The sequence below is a fragment of the uncultured Ellagibacter sp. genome, from assembly GCF_934643285.1.
GTDB lineage: Bacteria > Actinomycetota > Coriobacteriia > Coriobacteriales > Eggerthellaceae > Ellagibacter.
In genome coordinates this window covers 225,239-242,101 of sequence record NZ_CAKUBT010000002.1, presented here as the reverse complement: position 1 = coordinate 242,101, position 16,863 = coordinate 225,239, and the positions used below count along the sequence as shown (strand labels likewise).

Genomic DNA, 16,863 nt, shown 5'->3' with positions numbered 1-16,863 from the left:
CGAGAAGTATAGCCAAGCCAAGCCCGCGCGTCCCCTTCGAAAGCGAGATGTGCCACGCGCCTCAAAGCCCCTACATCAGGAATACGCAAGCGGCCACGAAGGCAATCGAAGCCAACGTGAACCCTCCGACGATGACCCACGCCGCAGGGCGCGCCCAATTCATCGTCCAACCTACCCCGAATCGCTTGGGCAGAATCAAGCTCGCATCGCCTTTGTTCCAATAAAAGATGCCCGCCTTCCAGTGCTCGTCGTTGTCGGCGATTATGCCCCCGTTCTCTTCCAAGCGCTTGACCAGGCGCGACCCCGATTGTCCGTAGACGACGGAGAAGGCGATCATCGCACCGACGAAAACCAAGGTCGCCACGATGATCAGTACCATGGTCACGAGCATTGACAGGGTCTCCGTCATCATCAGGATCATCACGATTCCCAACACCGCCGTAAGCACCGATCCGCTAACGAGAAGCAGGATGCACTCGGCGCGGGCAAAAGCCCCGTAGGCATATGCCGAGATGGCCGGTCGCGCAGGGTCGACGTCTTTCTTCGAGCGAATCGTCATCCAGTGGCTGAAAATGAAGCACGCAGCCATAAACACCTCGACCAACAGGGGGAACGCGATGAGCGCGGGGCCTTTCGGCGTCCACTGGTTCACGTTCCCCGCGAAGTCGATATGTGTAGGAACCAAATCGGGAGTCGACGGGTAAAGCGCAAGCCCGATGGCGAGCGTGATCAGGACAATGGGCACGTACACCACGTTCCATGCGAGCGACGGCGGCACGGGCGCCTCCTCGAAGCCGATGAGCGCAACGGCCTCATCGCGCTCGGCTTTCCAACCCTCTTCCCTCTTGATGGCCTCGACCCTTTTGCGGTAGTGAAGCATCAGCGCGAACGACGCGACCAGGGGCATCATTGCTGCCACGACAATTGCCGCAGCAAGAATTGCGTTCAATGAATCGGAATCGTCCGCCGAGCCCATCTTCCCGAGGGCAACGTTCGAAACGCCGCCAAGCGCGACCGCGCAGATAAGGGTCACCGCGAGGACCGCCGCCGCATAGCGCTTTCGAAAGGCGAGAAAGCGCACGTCGGCTTGCGCCGATTCGGGGATGGTCACCGCGAAGCACTCGTTTTTCTTCATGAACCACGGCGTTGCGGCGAGAATCGCTCCGGAGAGTAAAACAATTGCGATAAGAAACACCATCAGGGTGAGGGAATCAGTCATTGCCGACCTCCTTTTGGGACAAGCTGCCTTTGCTTCTTGAGTCCCTTTCACTTTCAAATGCACGTTTGACCTGGGATTTCGCGATAACTATGAAGCTTTCTGGTGTGCCGCCTCGCGCGCGGTGTTCGAGCGCCAGGCGATAAATTCCACTCGCCATTCGCTCGTCGTCTATCGTCTGATGGCTTGGCGCGCCGATGCTTTGCGCGTTGGCGATGACGGCGCCCTTGCGTCCCCGCATGGCAACGTACCCCTCGTCCCGCAAGACGGCATACGCCTTGTTGACCGTGTGGAGATTGATGCCCAAATCGGCCGCAAGCTGGCGAACGCTCGGCAGACTGTCACCCGGCGATAGTTCGCCACGAGCGATCCCCTCGATAATCTGGTCGCGAATCTGCAGGTAGATGGGGGCTTCATCCGATTGATCAATCCGAATGACCACAGGTGCCTCCTCGCATAATTGATGGGTTTGACTTTGCCGGACAAGTCGGTTTCTCGCATTGACTTTTCATTTTGTTCTATTGGGAATATAACAGATAGAACAATACAATGCAATCAGGCAGACGCCAAGGAGTTGCCCCGACAATCACGCGCCGGCGCAGAGCGAACAATCGAACGCGCGGCCTCTATGCCACGATGGAGGGGGGGGACGGCGCGCACGATGGTTTCCTTCACGAAAGCGCGTCTGAACGCGCGCAACCCTGATCTATGCCATGGTATAAGGCGCGACGGCGCGCACGACGGCGTCTTTCACCAAGGAATGCTTGTCGCCGTCTTCGACCCACACGATGAGGCTTGCGCGGTAACCGTACTCCATGGCCTCCGTGAAGAGCACCTGTGGCTCTCGCGACATGCCCCCACCCACTTTTTGCGCTGCTTGACCTGCAGCTTTAGCAATCTTCGCAGCAACGGCATCAAGGTCTGCGCCGCCCGTGGTGACAAGCAGGGGTACCACCACCTTCGTAAGCGGCGGCAGATGCGTGAGCGACGACTTGTTGATCACCGAATTCGGCACCACGACGCGCTCGCCCGAAAGCGTCTCGAGCGACGTGTGCCGCCAAGTCACATCGCGCACGACGCCGCGCTGCCCGCCGACCTCGATGTAGTCACCCGGTTCCACAAGCCCGGTGATGCTCACTTGCACGCCGCCGATCAGGTTCGAAAGCGTGTCCTGGAAGCCGAGCGAGATGGCGATACCGCCGATGCCGAGCGCGGTGATCGCCGCAGAAACATCGATTCCGAAGCAACTCGACAGTACCACGCTGATGCCGATGGCCCACACGGCGATGCGGGCAATATTGATAAAGATGCTCGACGAGGGCAGCGGCGAATTGTCATGCGAGAGCACGCGGCGCAGCACCTTCGTCACGGCGCGAGCCACGAGCGCCGTAAAGGCGAGCGCAATCGCTACCGTCAGCGCGGTGGAAAGCCACTCAACATGGACGACGCCCTGGATGACGTCGTAGAGGCCGGATGTCTGCTCTTCGGGATCCATTTTCCTCCCCTACCGACGCAGGGCTTCCGCGTCGCTCGCAGCGACCTGGGACTTCGTCTGGGCGGCGCATCCTTCCAAAAACAGCGTCACCGTGGTGCCGACGCCCAACTCGCTTTGCACGTCCATATAGGAGTTCGATCCGAAGAACCCGACGATGCGGTCGTGCACGTTCTTCACCGCGATGCCGATTCCCTTAGTTTCCTTGGGATGCATGATGCCCTGGCGCGCCTCTTCGGTCATGCCCGTGCCGTTGTCGCTCACGCGCAGGTACACGTCGTCGCCCTCGACTTCGCCGGTCACCGTGATGGTGAGCTTGCCTTCAGAGGGCATGGCGTGCTGGACGGCGTTTTCCACCAACGGCTGAATGAGGAACGAAGGGACCATCATGTTCTCGCACTCGGGCGCCAAATCGACGTTGAGTTCCACGCGCTCGGCGCCGAAGCGCGCCACCTCAAAGGAGAAGTAACGCTGTGTCTGTTCCACCTCGCGCGAGAGGTAGATAAGGCTGTCGGAATTCTCCAGCGTGCGGCGATAGAACACCGCGAACTCACGCAAAAGCACGCGGGCCTCGTTGGGGCTTGTGCGGATGAGCGAGGCGATCGTGTTGATGGTGTTGAACAGGAAGTGCGGGTTGATCTGGTTCTGGAGCGCCTTGAGCTCCATGCTCGTGGCGAGGCGCGCCTGCTCTTCAAGCTGCGCCGCGGCCATCTGGGTGGAAAGCAGCGTGCCGAAGCCCTCGGCGATTGACTTCTGCGTTTCACTGATGCGCTTGGCCGAGCGATAGTAGAACTTCAGCGTGCCCACCACGTCGCCGCGTACCAAAAGCGGGACAACGATGGCCGCCTTGATCGTCGTGGCGTTTTCCGGGAAGCCGATGTCGATGCTGGTGAACAGCACGCGCATGTTGCCATCGTCGAGCGTGGCCTGCGTGGCATGCGTGCGGATGTTGCCGCCAGCGGGGTTCTCGGCCTCCAGGTAGCCCGCGTAACCGAGGATCTGCTTCTTGTCGGTGATGGCCACCGCGATGGCGGCCGTCGAGGGCAGCAGCAGCTGGCAGATTTCCTGCGCGGATTCGCGATTCAGGCCGTCCTGCATGCTCTCGAGCGTCTTGCTCGCCAGGCGCAGCATGGCGTCCGATTGGCGCGCGCGTACCGAATCCGGGTCCATCGACAGGCGGATCACCAGCACAATCGAGAGCGTGAACATGATACCTGCGGTGATCATGATGGGGATGCTGTGAGAAGGGGCGAGCGCCGTCCAAAGAAGCGTCACGCCCGAAAGGACCGCGATAATCGCAAGCAGCATCTCGACCGTGAACACGCGGGCGACGCCTTTCCTCGGGGGGATTGCCCCCGGTGCCGCTCCGTCGATCGAATTCGCTGCTCCGCTATCACGCATGCCTGTTTCGCCCATCATCTCGCCCCCATCGTCAGTTTGCGTTAAGTATAGACGATTACCCGAGGACGCCGACCTCGTTCAGCACAAGCATGGCCGCCGCCACAATAAGAAAACACCCGAACAGCAGCCGAAGCGTACGCTCGGGAACCTTCGTCACGAGCTTCGCGCCGATAACAGCGCCGGGAATAGTGCCGATGACGACGGCGATTCCGGCGAGGTAGTTGATGTTGCCGATGATTCCCTGCTCGATTACGCCGGGAATGGCCAAGATCATGACCGCGATAAGCGAGGTGCCCGACGCCTTGCGCATGGGGATGCCGATGATCGAGAGCATGAGCGGCACCATGATGAACCCGCCGCCAACGCCGACATAACCCGAGGCAAGGCCTGCGACCAGGCCGATTGCGGCGCCCTGCAAGAGCTGCTTTCGGGAAAGGGGCGAATCGTCAGAGGAAGCCGAAGCCGCCTGTCCGCCCGAGGAAGCCAGCGAGGGCGCCTCACTCGAAGAGCCACCGGTCGCCGAAGAATCAGCGAGGGTTTCCCCGGTGCCCGAGATTCGGGCGGTCGCGGAGGCGACGCGTACTTCGGTACGCGAGCCTTCGGGAGCGCCCGAAGATTGGGTACTGGGGGAAGCCGCAGCGTCGGCCCCTTCCGCGGGCTGGCAAGCCCGCGGAACCTTGAAAGCCTTTTTGAACATGTTGATGGCCGAATAGCCGATGATGAGCGCCGCGGCGAGCATCACAAGCCAGTCGGGGGAAAGCTGCGCGAGCCACACCCCCACAGGCGACAGGCACGCTCCCCCGAGACCAGCGGCGATGCCGAGCGCGAGAATGCAGGTCTTGCCCTTCACGTGCGAAATCGCGCCCGAAATGGACGTCGGGATGATGGCGAACAGCGAGGTCGCCGTGCTCATAGTGGCACTCATTCCGAATGCGAGGCGGAAAATCGGCACCATGACCGTGCCGCCGCCGATACCGAGAAGCCCCGAGGCGACGCCAATCAGCACGCCGACCAGAGCGGGAACAACAAAATGAACGAGTATTTCCACCATCGTGTCTTTCTACTGCAGATTCGCCCTGACAGGGCACGCACCGAGAACGCCCTCAACGGGACGTTTCCCTCGCATGCAGTGTATCGCCGAAACGCGCGCCGATTCGCCACGAAAGGTCAACCGCGCGCATTCGCCTTTAATCGGCGAGGTTCAGGCGAATCTCGCTCGTCATGCCCGGGTCGATATTGGAATATTGGGCTGCTAGCTGCTCGGGAACGCCCGCTTGGGAAGCTGCAGGCGCCCCCACATTCCCCGCCCCTTCAACGCGAGGAGCGCGCTCGACAACCCGACCGTTCGCATTTGCGCTGGCCACAGCCTCTGCGCGGGACACGGCGCTGCGGACCAGGGCGGTGCTCAAGATCTGATCGCCCTCGATGCGAGACATAAGCTCCGACCACACGAACTGGAACTCGAAGTACTTCGTGCAGTTTCGCTGGGCATATTGCGCCGCCTCGGTGCGCGCCGCCTTCGCCGCCTTGCGATACGCCTTCTTGTCGGGGCGGGCGAGGCTGCGCAGAAACGCCGTGATGCGAATCCGCCGCACGATGCTCGGCTCCAAAAACGGCCCCGGATACGGCTCGAGGGACGAAGGCTTCACCTGCATGAGGTCGATCTGGGTGCGGCTGTACTCCATCTTGCGATATTCGTAGAGCCAGCGATAGATATCCTGGCGGAAACGCGTGCCCTCGCTCGCCGATTCGGGCGGAAGGTGACGCAGGCTCCATTTGTTGTCAAACCAGATATCGGAACCGTACATACGCAGGTCAAGCATGTAGTCCAGATCCTCGCCGCGCGGGATCCACGGGTCGAACGATAGGCGCTTGAACGCCTCCTTGTGAAGCGCGAGGCACCCGCCGCACACGTGGTTCGAACGCGAAAGGCGTGGCGCATGCATAGCCCGTTCGATCCATTTGTTGAACGCGCTTCCCTGCTGCCAGAAGCGGTTGTACCACTTGTTCTGGCTCTTTGACAGATAGGAGCCTTCCGAATTGTAGTAGAAACCCGTCTTCGCGAGAATGGGAATGCCCTTGCGCGTGAGCTTTCCCAGGCCGTACATCGCGCGACGCAGGAAATCGGCGTCAGTCACCACCTCGTCGTCATCGAGAAACACCACCGCGTCGAACCCGAGCGCGCACGCCACGACAAGACCGAGGTTACGAACGGCGCCGTAACCCGACAAGCCCACTTCACGCGTGAGTTTCCCCAGGCCGAGCTGTTCCATGCGCTGCTGCACCAAGCCCGCCTCCGCGGCGCCGATGACTGCGATATGCAGTTCGGGAAAGCGCGCGGCGATGGCCTGAGTCTTCTGCGCGGCCTTGTGCGCGATGGAGGGCTCCGCCGCGACGATCACGATGATCTGCCCGATGCCCTCGACCTTAGTGAGCGATTCGAGGCAGCGCGGCAGCTCGCCTTCCTGCGACAAGGGTGTCGGATGGTCGTACGTGGTGATGATGGAGCCGCCCTCGCGTTGCGAGCGCGTTGAGGCAAAGGTGGGAATGACAACAACCGGGTTCATATGCTTCCTTTATAGTTCGATGAGTCGGCCCCGTTTGGCCTGTTCACAGAAGCGCTTAGCGAACGCCGCGGCAGATTTTGCCATCCCGCGAGGGAAAGGCCCGCCACACGCCGCCCACAAGCGAACCTCATGAACCGAATTATTATATCGCTGCGCGCTTCCCGTGGCGAAAGCGCGCGAGACCTTCCATCGAATGCGAAGAACGGTGAACCTGGTGCAGCTGGGGAATGGCTCGCTCGTGCAGGGCCGATTTCTCACGGCGAGCGCCCGGGAACCCGCTATTGTGAGACGAGGCGATACCCCACCCCGCGCACCGTCTCGATGAGGGAAGCATGCTCACCGAGTTTCTGGCGCAACGTGAGGACATGCATGTCGACCGTTCGGCTGCCGCCCGCGAAGTCCCATCCCCACACGTGCTGCAGCAGTGCATCGCGGGAAAGGGCGACGCCGGGGTTTTCCATGAAATGAAGGAGCAGGTCGAACTCGCGCGCCGTAAGCGAAAGCGGCTCGCCGCCGCAAAACGCCTCGTGGCGCATCTCGGAGATGGAAAGCGGCCCGATCGTTATCTCGTCGCCCGACCCCTGGGGGCTCTCGTTGCACCAATCGGGGGCGCGGCGCAGCAAGGCACGCACGCGGGAAACCATCTCCATCATGCCGTAAGGCTTGGTGAGGTACTCGTCGGCGCCGCCGTCGAGGGCGGTCACAATGTCGAGCTCGGTGCTTTTCGCGGTCACCATGATCACGGGCACGCGCGAAAGGCCCGGGGTATTGCGGATGCGATGGAGGATTTCCAGCCCGTCGGCGCCGGGCAACATGATGTCGAGCATGACCACATCGGGAAGGCGGCGCGCGCAGGCCGCACGGAACTCCACGTCGTTCGCCATGCCCTCGGCCTCAATCCCCGCCTGCGTGAGGGCGTAAAGTGCCAGCTCGCGGACGCTCGCGTCGTCTTCCACGCAGTACACCATAGCTTGCCGCCTTCCCTCGCCGAAAACCCTTATCCAGTCGATTATCGCACAGAGGGAAGGGTTCAGGCGAGAGTCGGTTCGCCCGCCCATCGGGAGGAACGGGGGGGTCGGGCGGCGGGAGACTGAGCGTCGGGAGGAACGGGGGTCGGGCGGCGGGCCCCGGTCGAGCCCACGCGGCTGCGCGGTGCCCGTGCGGGCTCACGGCGATGCGAGGCGGGAAGCTATTCGGCCGGGGTCTCCCCAACCTTCAAGTCATGCGTACCAGTGATGCGGAAGATCGTCCACTTCGCGATGCGCTCGGCATCGTCGCCCATGCGCTCGAAGTACTTCGCGGCCATCAAAAGCTCGGGCAAATGCGTCGCGTCGGCATCCCCCTTGCGGATGAAGTCGACCACCACCTGCTCGGCCCGCGCGTAAAGCGCATCGACCTCGTCGTCGGAAGCGAACACTTCTTCGGCGCGGTCGCGGTCGGCGTCAGCGAAGCTATCGAGCGCCGTCTTCACCATGTAGGCGACCTTGCCGGACGCCGCGGCGATCTCGGCCTCGATCGCGGAGGCGACCTCATGGGGAATCTGAGTTGCCAGATATGCCACGTCGCGCGACTTCGAATCGATATGCGCCAAGTCGCTCACCAGGCGAAACGACCCGGAAACGTAGCGCAGGTCGTCAGCGACGAGGGGCTGTTGCATAAGCATGATGTCGAGGCACGTGTCCTCGATCGTCGCACGAAGGCGGCGCATGCGCATCTCGCCCGAGATAACTTCCTCGGCGGCTTCAGCGTCGCCCTTCGCAAGCGCAAGGCCAGCCGCCGTCACGTCGGCAATCGTCTTCTGGCCCAGATCCTCCATAGCGGCAGACAAATCGTCAAGCTGCTTCAAATATTTCGAACGGGGAACCAACATTAGCTGAACCTTCCTGTCAGGTAGTCTTTCGTGCGCTCCTCGCGCGGTTGCGAGAATAGCTGCTTGGTCGGGCCTTCCTCAATGAGCTCGCCCAGATAGAAGAACGCGGTCTTGTCCGCAACGCGCGTCGCCTGCTGCATGTTGTGCGTCACGACGACGACGGTGCGCTCGCGTGCCAACTCGACCATGAGCTCCTCGATAAGCGATGTCGAGATCGGGTCGAGGGCGCTCGTCGGCTCGTCCATGAGCAGGACCTGCGGCTCCACGGCAAGGGCGCGCGCGATGCACAGGCGCTGCTGCTGGCCGCCGGAGATGCCCAGGCCATTCTGGTCGAGCTTGTCCTTCGCCTCGTCCCAAAGGCCCGCATCGCGCAGGCATCGCTCCACGATCTCGTCGCCTTCCGCCTTCGAGATCTTGCGCATGCGGCGAGGCCCGTACAATATGTTGTCGCGAATGCTCATCGGGAAGGGGTTCGGGTGCTGGAACACCATGCCCACCATGACGCGAAGCTCGTTAGGCTCGGTCGTGAAAATGTCGCGGCCCGCAACCTCGATGGTTCCCTCGGTGCGAACCGTCGGCACAAAGTCGCACATGCGGTTGAACGTGCGCAGAAGCGTCGACTTGCCGCAGCCGGAGGGGCCGATGAACGCGGTCGCCTTATTCTTCGGAATCTCGAGCGAGATGTTCTTCAGCGCCTGGAAATCGCCGTACCACAGGTTGAAGTTGCGAATCGAGATGACCGACTCGCCCTCGGCGACCGAGAGCATGCTCGCCTGAGAATCCGACAACGACCTGCTCTTTTCCGTATTCTTTCGTTCCACCATGCTCATTAGCCAAACCTTCCGGTGAGATAGTCCTGCAAACGCTGGTCTTTCGGCGCCGAGAAGATCTGCTTGGTCGGGCCCGTCTCGACCATGTCGCCCACGTAGAAGAACGCGGTGCGGTCGGAGACGCGCGTTGCCTGCTCCATGTTATGCGTGACGATGATGGCGCAAATGCCGGTCTGCGCGATGTCGCGGATGGTCTCCTCGACCGAGAACGTCGAAATCGGGTCGAGCGCCGAGCACGGCTCGTCGAAAAGCACCACGTCAGGATGCATGGCGAGCGTGCGCGCGATGCACAGGCGCTGCTGCTGGCCGCCAGAGAGGGCATGGGCGCTCTGGTCGAGCTTGTCTTTCACCTCGTCCCACAGCGCACCCGCGCGCAGGGCCTCTTCCACAAGCGCATCGCACTCGTCTTTACCCTTCACAAGACCGTGGCGCTTCGGCGCGAACAGGATGTTGTCGCGAATCGACTTGCGGAACGGCGTCGGCTGCTGGAACACCATGCCGATTGATTTGCGCAGCTCGAAGAGATTTTCCGAACGCGTGTTGATGTCGCGGCCGTGATAGTCGATCTGGCCTGCGACCTTGCACTTGGGAATCTCGCGGTTCATGAGGTTTAAGCAGCGCAGGAAGGTAGACTTGCCGCAGCCCGAGGGGCCGATAAGTGCCGTGACCCGTCCCCTCTCGAAATCGAGAGAGGTCTTGTGCAGCGCCTCGAACGTATCGTAGGTCACCGTGACGTCGCGCGTGCGCAAAAGCGGCTCGGCGCCTTCCCGTGCGGGGGCCTCCGCTTCCGTCGCAACGTCCGGCACGCGATTTTCCGTTTCGGCGAGGGATTTCCCTTGCGTCGTCATTCGCTTGTCAGCCTCCTTTCCAGAAGCTTGCCCACGAAGCGGGCGATCAGGTTGAAGGCCAGGATGCACACCATGAGCACGGCCGCAGTGCCGTTCGAGATGGCCTCGAGGTCGGGCACGACGCCTTCGGAGTTGATCTTCCAGATGTGGACCGCGAGCGTCTCGGCGGGACGGAAGATGTTCCACGGGCACGACGGGCTCGAAAGGTCAAAGCACGTGAAGTCGAGCACTGGCGCGCTTTGACCTGCGGTGAAGATGAGCGCTGCAGCCTCGCCGAACACGCGGCCGGCGGAAAGCACGATGCCGGTGACGATGGCGGGCATCGCGGCGGGCAGCAGCACATGGATCGTCGTCTCCCAACGGGTGAGCCCCATGGCGAGACCCGCGTCGCGCTGCGAGCGCGGCACGTCTTCGAGCGCCTGCTGGCAGGTGCGGACGAGAATCGGGATGTTGAACATCGTGAGCGCCACCGCGCCCGCGATGACCGAGAATCCCCAGCCCATGGTCAGCACGAAGAACAGGAAGCCGAACAGGCCGACGACAATCGACGGCAGCGATGAGAGCGTCTCGATGATCGTCTTCGCCACGCTGGTCACCCAGTTCTCGGGCGCATACTGCGATAGGTAGATCGCCGCGCCAAGCGAGAGGGGCACGCTGATGACGAGCGTCAGGAACAGCAGGTAGAACGAGTTGAACAGCTCCGGGCCGATGCCGCCGCCTGCCTTGAACTGCTGCGGCTTGGAGGTGAGGAAGCTCACGTCGAAGAGCTTGCCCGCGCCCGCGACCAGGATGTAGATCACGATAGCGGCCAATATGAGCAGCACGAGGCCCACGATGGCGGTGAGGATTCCCGTGGCGATCTTGTCCTGCGAGTTGATGCGGCGAACGTGCGCCGCCATGTCGAACTTAGCCACGCTTGGTCCCTCCCTTGTGCCCGATCAGGTGGATAATCAGGATGAACACGAGCGACATGAGCAAAAGCAGCAGCGCAAGCGACCAGAGCACGTCGTTGTACACGGTGCCCATCGCCTCGTTGCCCATGCCCATGGTGAGCACGGACGTGAGCGTCGACGCGGGCGTGAACAGGCTCGTCGGCATCTGGATAGCGTTGCCGATGACCATCTGCACGGCAAGCGCCTCGCCGAACGCGCGCGTCATCCCCAAGATGACCGCCGTCATAAGCGACGGGGCCGCCGAGCGCAGAACCACGTTCCACACCGTCTGCCAGCGCGTGCAACCAAGCGCGTAGGAACCTTCGCGATATTGCCCGGGCACTGCGGCGAGCGCGTCGATCGAGAGGCTCGTGATCGTGGGGAGGATCATCACGGCGAGCACGATAGCGCTCGAGAAGATGCCGAAACCGGTGATGGTTTGACCAGCCGCAGCCGCCATGTCACGAGTCCACGCCACCACGACAGTGAGGCCGATAAGGCCGTAGACAACCGACGGGATTCCCACCAGAAGCTCGATGAGCGGTTGGAACACGCGGCGCCCGAACCCGGGGGCGATTTCCACGACGAAGATCGCCGAGCCGATGGCGATCGGCAGGGCGAACAGCGTCGAGAGCAGCGTGACTGCGAACGAACCGGAAATCATCGGCAGCGCACCTACCGTCGGCATGCCGTTCGCATCGTCCTGATGGGGATTCCATGTGGTGCCGGTGAGGAATGCACCCAGGTCGATGCCGTCAACGGCAAATGTCGCGATACCGCGCTGCGCGACCATTGCAACGAGCGTAACAACAAGAAGCGCCACGAGCGCGATGCACGCACCCGTGACGCCCTTGCCGATAAGCTCGACGCGATGCTTTGGCAATTGAGCCATAAAGCCGCGTCTCCTTTCGAGTTATTTCTTGGTGACCTTGCCGGAAGCGTCCTTCTCGACCTTCATGCCGGAGACGGGGATGTAGCCCTGCGCCTCGACGAGCTCGCCCTGGACATCGTCGCTCATCATGTACTCGATGAATGCCTTGGTAGCCTCGTCGGGATCGGCGGCAGTGTACATGTGCTCGTAAGCCCAGATGGTCCAGGAGTTGTCCTCGACGTTTGCTTCCTTCGGCTCGACGCCGCCGACCTTCAAGGCCTTCACGGTGTCGTCGTAGTAGGAGAACGCCAGGTAGGAGATGGCACCCGGGGTGGAAGCGACCATCTTCGCAGCGGTGCCCGAAGAATCCTGCTCCTGGGGCTTGAAGGCATCGGGCACCTTGGTGTCGCCGAGCACGGCGGCCTCGAAGGTCGCGCGGGTGCCGGAACCGGATGCGCGGTTGATGACCGTGATGGCTGCATCAGCGCCGCCGACTTCCTTCCAGTTGGTGACTTCACCGGTGAAGATGGACTTCAGCTGGTCGATCGTCAGGTCGTCGACGGTGACGTCCTTGTTGACGATCGGGCCCATGCCGACGATGCAGACCTTGTTGTCGGTGATCTTCTTCAGGTCGGCGGTGTCCTTCACCTTCGCCTCGGCGAACACGTCGGAGTTGCCGATCTGCACCGCGCCCTGGGTGATTTGCGTGATGCCCTGGCCGGAGCCGCCACCCTGAACGGTGATCTGAACGCCGGAGTTCTTCTCCATGAACTGCTCGGCAGCAGCTTCGCAGAGGGGCTGAAGCGCCGTGGAACCGACAGCCGTGATGGTGCCGGAGAGCGCCTTCGTCTCGGCCTTGTCTTCCTTCGCGTCGGACTTCGCGTCGCTCGAGCCGTTCGAACCGCAGCCGGTGAGGCTGAAGGCGGCGACCGTTGCGGCAGTGGCCGCGGCGGCTCCAACGAAGTTACGGCGGCTCATGAGGTTGCCCTGCATAGTTTTATTCTCCCTTCGAGATTTCCTTTTTGGCGAGCGTTGGCGTTGAATTGGGTTTCGCCGTTTCTCGCTGATGAAAATAGTAGGGAGCAAATCCGCCCGATGGGAGCACAGCGGCAAGCCATGACGCAAGTATGACGCAGCTTTACCTCTCCCTTACCCAAACATGCAGGAATCGCTTACATTGGAGAGCACAAGGGCGACCCGGGGCGGGGCCGCGGGGCCGCGAGCGCGCGTTACTGGCCGTATTTGCGCCAGCTCGAGCCGCCGCCGCCTCGGCCCGACTTGTTGCGACGCATCTTCGACGAGGCTGCCGACGTCTTCCGCCCGCCCGCGCTGCCACCCGTTCCCGCCGCGCTGCCCGAACGATGGGAACCGCGCGAGCCCCCCTGGGCCTGCTCACGCTGCATCCATCGCGCCTGCTCGCGACGCTCGCGAACGACCTCGGTCTCGCGCTTCAACGAAACGTAGGACTCGAAGCGTTCGCGCGCAAGATCACCGCGCTCGACGGCGGCGCGAACGGCGCAACCGGGTTCGTTCTCGTGTTTGCAGTCGCGGAAGCGACACTGTTCGGCAAGTTCCTCCACGTCGGCGAAGGCGACGCCGATACCTGCATCAGCATCCCACAGGCCAAGCCCGCGCACGCCCGGCATATCGACCACGTAGCCGCCGTGGGGAATGGCCACCATCTCACGGCTCACCGTGGTGTGACGGCCCGCGCCATCGGTCTCGCGCACCGTCCCCGTCTCTTGTACATCGCGCCCAACAAGGAGGTTGACCAGGCTCGATTTGCCCACGCCGCTTCGCCCGATGAGCACAGCCGTCGTCCCCTCGGGCACGAGCGCGCGCACAGCCTCGACGCTTTCGGGCATCGCCTCCGACACGACGAGCGTCTCCACGTCCGCGCCGACAAGCGCCAGTACGCGCTCGCGGACACGCACGACCTCGTCCTCGCTTTCGGCGAGATCGGCTTTGGTGAGCACGACGGACACGGCAGCGCCCGTTTCGTGGGCGAGCACCAGCTCGCGCTCCAACCTGCGCATATTCACTTCCGTCGAAGGCTGCGTCACGACAACGCGATCGAAGTTGGCGGCAAGCACCTGGGGAACGGCTCGCTCGGTGGGGTCTTTCCGCACGAGCTCGCGGGTGCGGGGAAGCACCTCGACGATGAGCGCCTTGTCGTTGCGCTCGGCAAACGAAACGCGCACCCTGTCGCCAATCACCGCGCGAACGCGCTCGCCCTTCACGAGCGACGTCGCGTGCTTGCAGCGAAGCTCCCGCCCGTCCTCAAGGCGCACCAAGGGAAACCCGCGGTCGAGCTTGACGACGCACCCGGTAGCAACCGTTTCTTCCAACAACTCCCCCTAACGCTGGCGTTCCCGCAGGTAGCGGAACAGTCCCATGAGAGCAAACCCGACGACGGTGAGAGCAGCGCCAACCGCAAACGCCTCAGGACGGAACTCGTTGGCATGATGCGAGCCCTTCGTGACCACGGCGACGCTCGTCGCGTGCACGTCGCTTAGCCCCTGGTCCTCGGGGCAGGCGAGGTGGAACACGCCGCGAACCTGCAGCATCGTCCCCGTGGCGCCATAGCGGCCGAGCGTATCGATATGCGACGCGGACTCGCGCGTCATCAACACCGCAACCGACGCGTTGCTCGAGTTCGAGGCCTCAGAGAGCGTGACCCACACCATGCCGTCGCGCGCGTCGATGATGTCTCCCACAACCTCGCCGGTAATCTGCACGGTCTGCTTATCGTAGTAGGAGTCGGCGTTCGACAGATCGATGATCGACGAGTCGTAGATGAACGACGAATCGGGCCGCTGCTGGGGGTTTATCAGGTTGGAATCGTCTTCGTCATCGCTGTCGTCCGCGAAGGCGATGGCGGGCGCGCATGTGAACAGGCAAAACGCCACCGCGAGCGCAGCTAGCAGCGCACGACGGGAAAGCGAGGACCGCATTGTCATATCGAGTCCGCTCATTGGCGCCGCCCCCTCTTTCGGGGCACCAACGACACAACGATCTCGGCCAAAACGGCGAGCAGCGTGACGAACTCAAGACGGCCCGCCCACATCTGGAAGATGTAGAACGTCTCAAGGGAAGGAGACATGCCAGGCGTCACGATGCCGGTGATGACGCCGCCGTTCGACGTCATGGCGACCGATTCCATAATGGCCTGCGACGCCTCGTATCCGTGCGCGATGCCCACGAGTGCGCCGACCGAGTACGTAATCACGAAGAGCACGAACACGGTCATCGCCTCCTTCACGGCATCGGAAGTGAGAACGCGTCGTCCCAGGTGGTTATAGGAAACGACAACGCGAGCAGACGAGGGAGACACCGCCTCTTTCACCGTGGAGACGATAGACTTGAAAATGATGCCCACACGGTAGAGCTTCACACCGCCCGCAGTCGATCCCGCCGAGCCGCCAACAGCCGTGATCAGCGCGAGCGCAAGGAAGGCGCCCGACGAGAACACCGTCGTGAGCTGGTTGGTCGTGACGTTTTGGAGCCCAGTGGTCGAAAACGCCGACACCACCATGAACAGGCCGCGGCGAATCATCGCAGGCAGGTCAGAGAACAGCGCGCTCGCCGAAAGAGACGCCGCAACGACGACCGTCATCACCAGCAGCCAGATGATCATCGTGCGAATCTCAATGTCGCCGAAAAACGACTGCAGGCGCCCCTTCCACACCTCGGCGTGGATAACGAAGCTCACAGAGCCCAAGATCATGAGCAGCATGAGGAACGCCTCGATGGGGATCGAATTGTAGTAGGAGACGCTTTCGGCCATCGGCGCGAAGCCGCCGGTGTTGAACGCGGTGATGGCCAGCCAGAGCGAATGAAGCACGGCGCGAGCCGGTTCCATGCCGATCGACATGCACAGCGCAGCGAGCACCACCGCAGCGATGAAGATGATGACGAGCGAGATGCGCAAAATAAGCTGCGTCGTCTGGACGACGTTGGGCACCACGTGCTCGCTTCGGCCCTCGGCGGTGTAGAGCGACGAGCCCGAGCGCTTGCCGAAGATGCCGAGCGAGAGCGCGACGACGATAAGTCCCAAACCGCCGACCAGGTGCATCATGAAGCGGAACATGTTGTCCGCGTTGGAGAAGTGGTCGATATCGAGCGCGACGGTGGCGCCTGTCGTCGTAAGGCCCGAGACGCCGTCGAAAAGCGCATCCATATAGGTGGCGTAGTGCCCAGAGAGAAAAAGCGGGACCGACGCGAAGAATGCGAGCACGATCCACGCGAAGCCTGTGACCGCAAGCGCCTGGCGACGTCCCAAGCGACCAGGCTCGATGCGCAGGAACTGCAACAGCGTGCCGACGACGAGCGCGATGCCGATGCCCAGCAGGTAGCGTTCAGCGGGTTCCCATTCCTGGAACACGAGCGCCGTTATGAACGGCACCGCCATGAGCGCCGCAAAGAGCTGGGTGAGCGTACCGAGGTAGTGTCCGATAACGCGCAGGTCGTAAAGCGAGAACCTCTGCCACATGCTACTACCCCATCAGCACGCGGGCGATGCTGACCAGGACCACCATCGCAAGGAGGAGGCACACAAGGAACAACACGACGATCGCAAAGCCCATGAGGGGCGTCGTGATGGATTCGCGTATGTCAGACCATGACTTTTGCATGGGGCATATTCTAGTACATTTACTGAAAAAGGCACGTCGGGCGCGACGGGTTGTCCCATAGCGCCCCAAGAGCGGTCAAAAGCCAGTGCCCCGCGGCTTGCGGGCGCTAAAACCGACGCAGGGAACATGCTTATACGCGCAAAGAAACCCGCCAAGCTGCTTCTCGCAACTTGGCGGGTTCGATAGTCATATCTGCTCTCGA

17 protein-coding genes are annotated in these 16,863 nt (G+C 62.3%); all 17 read right to left on the bottom strand.

Annotation, left to right across the window (positions count from 1 at the left end; genetic code table 11):
* Window positions 1-70: 70 nt before the first annotated feature.
* The 17 genes from Q0I65_RS02525 to Q0I65_RS02445 all read right to left on the bottom strand — a co-directional run bounded on the left by Q0I65_RS02525 (window position 71) and on the right by Q0I65_RS02445 (window position 16,661).
* The gene (locus tag Q0I65_RS02525) at window positions 71-1,219 is read right to left on the bottom strand and encodes a DUF1648 domain-containing protein (protein WP_296059419.1); all 1,149 of its coding nucleotides are present in this window, start codon (window positions 1,217-1,219) and stop codon (window positions 71-73) included.
* Complete coding sequence (locus Q0I65_RS02520; RefSeq protein ID WP_296059417.1) at window positions 1,212-1,658, bottom strand: GntR family transcriptional regulator; 447 nt, start codon at window positions 1,656-1,658, stop codon at window positions 1,212-1,214. The genes Q0I65_RS02525 and Q0I65_RS02520 overlap by 8 nt, the downstream gene beginning before the upstream one ends.
* Window positions 1,659-1,922: 264 nt before the next feature.
* Complete coding sequence (locus tag Q0I65_RS02515; RefSeq protein WP_296059415.1) at window positions 1,923-2,711, bottom strand: mechanosensitive ion channel domain-containing protein; 789 nt, start codon at window positions 2,709-2,711, stop codon at window positions 1,923-1,925.
* A 9-nt stretch (window positions 2,712-2,720) separates the two neighbouring features.
* On the bottom strand, window positions 2,721-4,031 hold the full coding sequence (locus Q0I65_RS02510; protein WP_296059413.1) for a histidine kinase: 1,311 nt from the start codon (window positions 4,029-4,031) through the stop codon (window positions 2,721-2,723).
* Window positions 4,032-4,164: 133 nt separating this feature from the next.
* On the bottom strand, window positions 4,165-5,160 hold the full coding sequence (locus Q0I65_RS02505) for a sulfite exporter TauE/SafE family protein (RefSeq protein ID WP_296059411.1): 996 nt from the start codon (window positions 5,158-5,160) through the stop codon (window positions 4,165-4,167).
* A gap of 136 nt (window positions 5,161-5,296) precedes the next feature.
* A complete protein-coding gene (locus tag Q0I65_RS02500) occupies window positions 5,297-6,676 on the bottom strand; it encodes a hypothetical protein (RefSeq protein ID WP_296059409.1) in 1,380 nt (459 codons plus the stop codon).
* Between the two features lie 278 nt (window positions 6,677-6,954).
* A complete protein-coding gene (locus Q0I65_RS02495) occupies window positions 6,955-7,644 on the bottom strand; it encodes a response regulator transcription factor (RefSeq protein WP_296059406.1) in 690 nt (229 codons plus the stop codon).
* A gap of 221 nt (window positions 7,645-7,865) precedes the next feature.
* Window positions 7,866-8,546, bottom strand: coding sequence for a phosphate signaling complex protein PhoU (gene phoU, locus Q0I65_RS02490; RefSeq protein ID WP_296059403.1), 681 nt, complete (start codon window positions 8,544-8,546; stop codon window positions 7,866-7,868).
* On the bottom strand, window positions 8,546-9,313 hold the full coding sequence (pstB, locus tag Q0I65_RS02485) for a phosphate ABC transporter ATP-binding protein PstB (protein WP_366513206.1): 768 nt from the start codon (window positions 9,311-9,313) through the stop codon (window positions 8,546-8,548). Before pstB (Q0I65_RS02485) ends, phoU begins: the two co-directional genes overlap by 1 nt.
* Before the next feature lie 62 nt (window positions 9,314-9,375).
* A complete protein-coding gene (gene pstB, locus Q0I65_RS02480; protein ID WP_296059399.1) occupies window positions 9,376-10,224 on the bottom strand; it encodes a phosphate ABC transporter ATP-binding protein PstB in 849 nt (282 codons plus the stop codon).
* Window positions 10,221-11,138 (bottom strand): phosphate ABC transporter permease PstA, encoded by a 918-nt coding sequence (gene pstA, locus Q0I65_RS02475; RefSeq protein ID WP_366513203.1) that lies wholly within the window; start codon window positions 11,136-11,138, stop codon window positions 10,221-10,223. Before pstA ends, pstB (Q0I65_RS02480) begins: the two co-directional genes overlap by 4 nt.
* A complete protein-coding gene (gene pstC, locus Q0I65_RS02470) occupies window positions 11,131-12,048 on the bottom strand; it encodes a phosphate ABC transporter permease subunit PstC (RefSeq protein WP_296059396.1) in 918 nt (305 codons plus the stop codon). Before pstC ends, pstA begins: the two co-directional genes overlap by 8 nt.
* Before the next feature lie 21 nt (window positions 12,049-12,069).
* Complete coding sequence (locus Q0I65_RS02465) at window positions 12,070-13,005, bottom strand: phosphate ABC transporter substrate-binding protein (RefSeq protein ID WP_296059393.1); 936 nt, start codon at window positions 13,003-13,005, stop codon at window positions 12,070-12,072.
* Between the two features lie 251 nt (window positions 13,006-13,256).
* Window positions 13,257-14,375 (bottom strand): ribosome small subunit-dependent GTPase A, encoded by a 1,119-nt coding sequence (gene rsgA, locus Q0I65_RS02460; protein ID WP_296059391.1) that lies wholly within the window; start codon window positions 14,373-14,375, stop codon window positions 13,257-13,259.
* A 9-nt stretch (window positions 14,376-14,384) separates the two neighbouring features.
* Window positions 14,385-14,987, bottom strand: coding sequence for a hydrolase (locus Q0I65_RS02455; RefSeq protein WP_296059388.1), 603 nt, complete (start codon window positions 14,985-14,987; stop codon window positions 14,385-14,387).
* Between the two features lie 11 nt (window positions 14,988-14,998).
* Window positions 14,999-16,519, bottom strand: a complete 1,521-nt coding sequence (locus Q0I65_RS02450) for a potassium transporter TrkG (protein ID WP_296059385.1) — start codon at window positions 16,517-16,519, stop codon at window positions 14,999-15,001.
* Between the two features lie 4 nt (window positions 16,520-16,523).
* Window positions 16,524-16,661: a hypothetical protein gene (locus Q0I65_RS02445; protein ID WP_296059383.1), complete on the bottom strand. Its 138-nt coding sequence runs from the start codon at window positions 16,659-16,661 to the stop codon at window positions 16,524-16,526.
* Between the last annotated feature and the right edge of the window lie 202 nt (window positions 16,662-16,863).